This is a genomic window from Saccharopolyspora sp. (assembly GCF_017434145.1).
Classification (GTDB): domain Bacteria; phylum Actinomycetota; class Actinomycetes; order Mycobacteriales; family Pseudonocardiaceae; genus Saccharopolyspora_C; species Saccharopolyspora_C galaxeae.
Window position 1 is genome coordinate 1 of sequence record NZ_JAFRFW010000886.1, and the last position, 3,216, is coordinate 3,216.

Annotated in this window: 4 protein-coding genes; 3 read left to right on the top strand and 1 reads right to left on the bottom strand. The window is 70.4% G+C overall.

What is annotated here, in order from left to right; translation table 11 throughout:
- On the bottom strand, positions 1–688 hold a 688-nt coding region (gene nth / locus IJH84_RS24010; RefSeq protein WP_295149354.1), incomplete at its 3' end, for an endonuclease III.
- Positions 689–989: 301 nt separating this feature from the next.
- Here nth and IJH84_RS24015 point away from each other — a divergent pair.
- From IJH84_RS24015 to IJH84_RS24025, 3 genes are all read left to right on the top strand, one after another.
- The gene (locus IJH84_RS24015) at positions 990–1,244 is read left to right on the top strand and encodes a hypothetical protein (protein WP_200068243.1); all 255 of its coding nucleotides are present in this window, start codon (positions 990–992) and stop codon (positions 1,242–1,244) included.
- Positions 1,245–1,339: 95 nt separating this feature from the next.
- Positions 1,340–2,014 (top strand): Crp/Fnr family transcriptional regulator, encoded by a 675-nt coding sequence (locus tag IJH84_RS24020; protein WP_200068242.1) that lies wholly within the window; start codon positions 1,340–1,342, stop codon positions 2,012–2,014.
- Positions 2,015–2,618: 604 nt separating this feature from the next.
- Positions 2,619–3,216: MFS transporter (locus IJH84_RS24025; protein ID WP_295149351.1), on the top strand; the 598-nt coding region annotated here is incomplete at its 3' end.

Sequence of the window (3,216 nt, forward strand, 5' to 3'; positions counted from 1 at the left end):
CTTCCTCGGCGATGCCGGCCAGCTGCAGCAGCCGCCGGGCTTCCGGACCGCGGACCAGCTTGGCCGCTTCCTCGGGGACGGTGGGGCCGGCGCCGTAGGAGGGGCAGTCCTTGGCCAGCAGGCAGACGCCGCAGGCCGGTTTGCGCGAGTGGCACACGCGGCGGCCGTGGAAGATCACGTAGTGCGAGAGCATCGTCCATTCCTTGCGCGGAATGAGCTCGCCGACCGCGTGCTCGACCTTGACCGGGTCCTCCTCCGCGGTCCACTGCCAGCGCCGCACCAGCCGGCCGAAGTGCGTGTCCACCGTGATGCCGGGGACGTCGAAGGCGTTGCCGAGGATGACGTTGGCGGTCTTGCGGCCGATGCCCGGCAGCTTGACCAGGTCCTCCAGCCGCGCGGGCAGCTGCCCGTCGTGCCGTTCGACGAGCGCGGCACCCATGCCCATCAGCGAGTTCGCCTTGTTCCGGTAGAAGCCGGTGGAGCGGATCATCTCCTCCAGCTCGGCGCGCTCGGCTCCCGCGTAGTCGGCGGCCGTGCGGTAGCGCGCGAACAGCGCGGGCGTGACCTCGTTGACCCGCTTGTCGGTGCACTGGGCGGACAGCACGGTCGCCACCGCCAGTTCCAGCGGCGTCTCGAAGTCCAGCTCGCAGTGCGCCTCCGGATAGGCCTCGGCCAGCGCGCGCAGCATCCTGCGGGCGCGCCGGACCAGGCCGGTTCGCGTCTCCGCGGCCCGTGACCTGCGCCGGGCCGGTGCCTTGCGGGCGCCGTCCCGGCCGTTCGGCGACGTGGCACCGGACCCGGTCGGCTGCGCTGGGGAAGATCGACCCCGGCCCCGCGCTGCGGTGGCCGCCGCGTTCGAGCGGTCTTGAGCTGGCTCCGGCACTCCACCAGGGTACGGACCCGGTCGACACCCCGGTCCGGCCCCGAGCGGCGGTGACCCACCCCCGGTTGCACCTGGCTCGAAGGCATGAGCGAGGATTCGGAGCATCATGACTGCCTGGTTCGTTGTCGTCGTACCGCTAGTGATCATGTTCTTCACGCTGTTCATGGAGCGCGTGGAGGCGAGACTGCGGCACGTCGCGGTGCAGGAGAACGAGGTCGAAGAGCTGCTGGAGAACGCCCGGCCGGACGAGGTGCGGGCGCTGTTCCGGCAGGGAATTGGACGTGCGCTGGAGCTGTTCCAGCTACGCAGGGTGGGACGCGCAGGCAGACTGCGGACTCGCCGTTCCCGTGACCGGTCTTAGACTTGACGGGTAGTGATCGGCGGCAAGGCCGGTGACCGCAACGGGACGCGGGGCCGCGACGAACAAGCCGCCGCGTCTCAGCATGGAGGGACGAGGTGGACGAGACCCTATCCAGGGCCGGCATTTTCCAGGGAGTGGAACCGGCCGCTGCGGAGGCATTGACCCAGTCGCTGGAACCGTCGGAGTTCCCGCGCGGACACGTGATCTTCGCCGAGGGCGAGCCGGGTGATCGGCTCTACATCATTCAATCCGGCAAGGTGAAGCTCGGCCGCAAGTCGCCGGACGGGCGGGAGAACCTGCTGGCGATCATGGGGCCGTCGGACATGTTCGGCGAGCTGTCCATCTTCGACCCGGGTCCGCGGACTTCCACCGCCACGACGGTGACCGAGGTCCGCGCGCTGACGATGGACCGCGGCGCGCTGCGCCAGTGGATCGGCACCCGGCCCGAGATCGCCGAGCAGCTGCTGCGCGTCATCGCGCGCAGACTGCGCCGGACCAACGGCATGCTGGCCGACCTGATCTTCACCGACGTGCCGGGCCGGGTCGCCAAGGCGCTGCTGCAGCTCGCGCAGCGCTTCGGCAGCCAGGAAGCCGGGCTGCTGCGGGTCACGCACGACCTCACGCAGGAGGAGATCGCGCAGTACGTCGGGGCTTCGCGGGAGACCGTGAACAAGGCGCTGGCGGACTTCGCGCACCGCGGCTGGCTGCGGCTGGAGGGCAAGAGCGTGCTCATCCTCGATCCGGAACGGCTGGCGCGCCGCGCCCGCTGACCTCCGCGGCACAACGCGCGCCGCCTGACGGGTTCGCTGGTATTCGGACCCCTCAGTCGGCGCGCGTTTTCGTGTGCGCTGGTGGGCCGACGACATCTTCGTCCCGGAGTACGGTCGCCGACTGTACGGGGCAGGTTGCCTGACACCGGCTCGCAGGCGCGGTGTTGGGGCCGAACATGCGAAGAGACCGGGCGTCGCCCCCGACGCGACGCTCCGGTCTCTTCGCTGCGCGGCTCGTCCCCCGACCAACCACGCTTTCCCCGAACCTCCGAAGTGTCGGCCCCGAACCCGGCATCGGAGGTGGTCTGTGCTCTTGTGGCAGTTACCCGCCGTGCGGGCTCGTGCACCGGGCGCCTGCCCGGGCTCAACGATGGGCGTCGCCCAGCGCCGGTTTCAAGGCCCTTCACTCTCTAGGACGTTGCAGCGGCGCGAGACGTTGCACGGTCCCAGCAGATTTTTCGGCTTTTCCCGCTGTCCTGCTTGCACGAGTGTGCCCCGGGATTACGGGCGAGCACCGGGCACAACGTCCTGACCTCGGAGGGTGTGCGGGAGCACGGCGAAAATGACTGGTACTCACGTACCAGCATGACCAATAATGGTACGCATGTCCCACTCGGTGTCCCTGGCCGACTACCGCGCCGCGCTGAGCACGCCGCGCGCCACCGCTCCCGTGTTGACGTCCCTGCTGGGACGGCTGCCCATCGCGATGATCGGGCTGGCGCTGATGCTGTACGTGCAGCGCGAGACCGGCAGCTTCGCGGCCGCAGGACTCGTTTCGGCGGGCGAGCTGATCGGCGTCGCCTGCGGTTCGGTGGTGCAGAGCCGGATCATCGACCGGATCGGCCCGAGCCGCCCGATGGCGGTGATGTCGCTGGTGCTGGCGTTGCTGGTCAGCGCGGAGATCGCGGCGATCGAGCTGGGCGCTCCGGTGGCCGTGCTGACGACGCTTGGGTTCGCGCTCGGGCTCAGCCAGCCGACGGTGGCGCCGGCTTCGCGGGCGCTGTGGACGCGGTTGCTGCCCGCGGGCGCGGTGCGGGACGCCGCCTACTCGTACGAGGCGATCAGCATGGAGGTGTTCTTCATCCTCGGCCCGGGGCTGGCCGGAGTGCTGGTCGCGCTGCCGTGGCCGGGCACCGGGCTGGTCGCGGGCGCCGCGTGCATGATCATCGGCAGTCTCGGGTTCGCCGCGACCCCCGCGGCCC

Excerpts from the sequence above, each read along its gene's own strand:
- IJH84_RS24015 (WP_200068243.1), top strand. The coding sequence starts at position 990 with ATGACTGCCTGGTTCGTTGTCGTCGTACCGCTAGTGATCATGTTCTTC.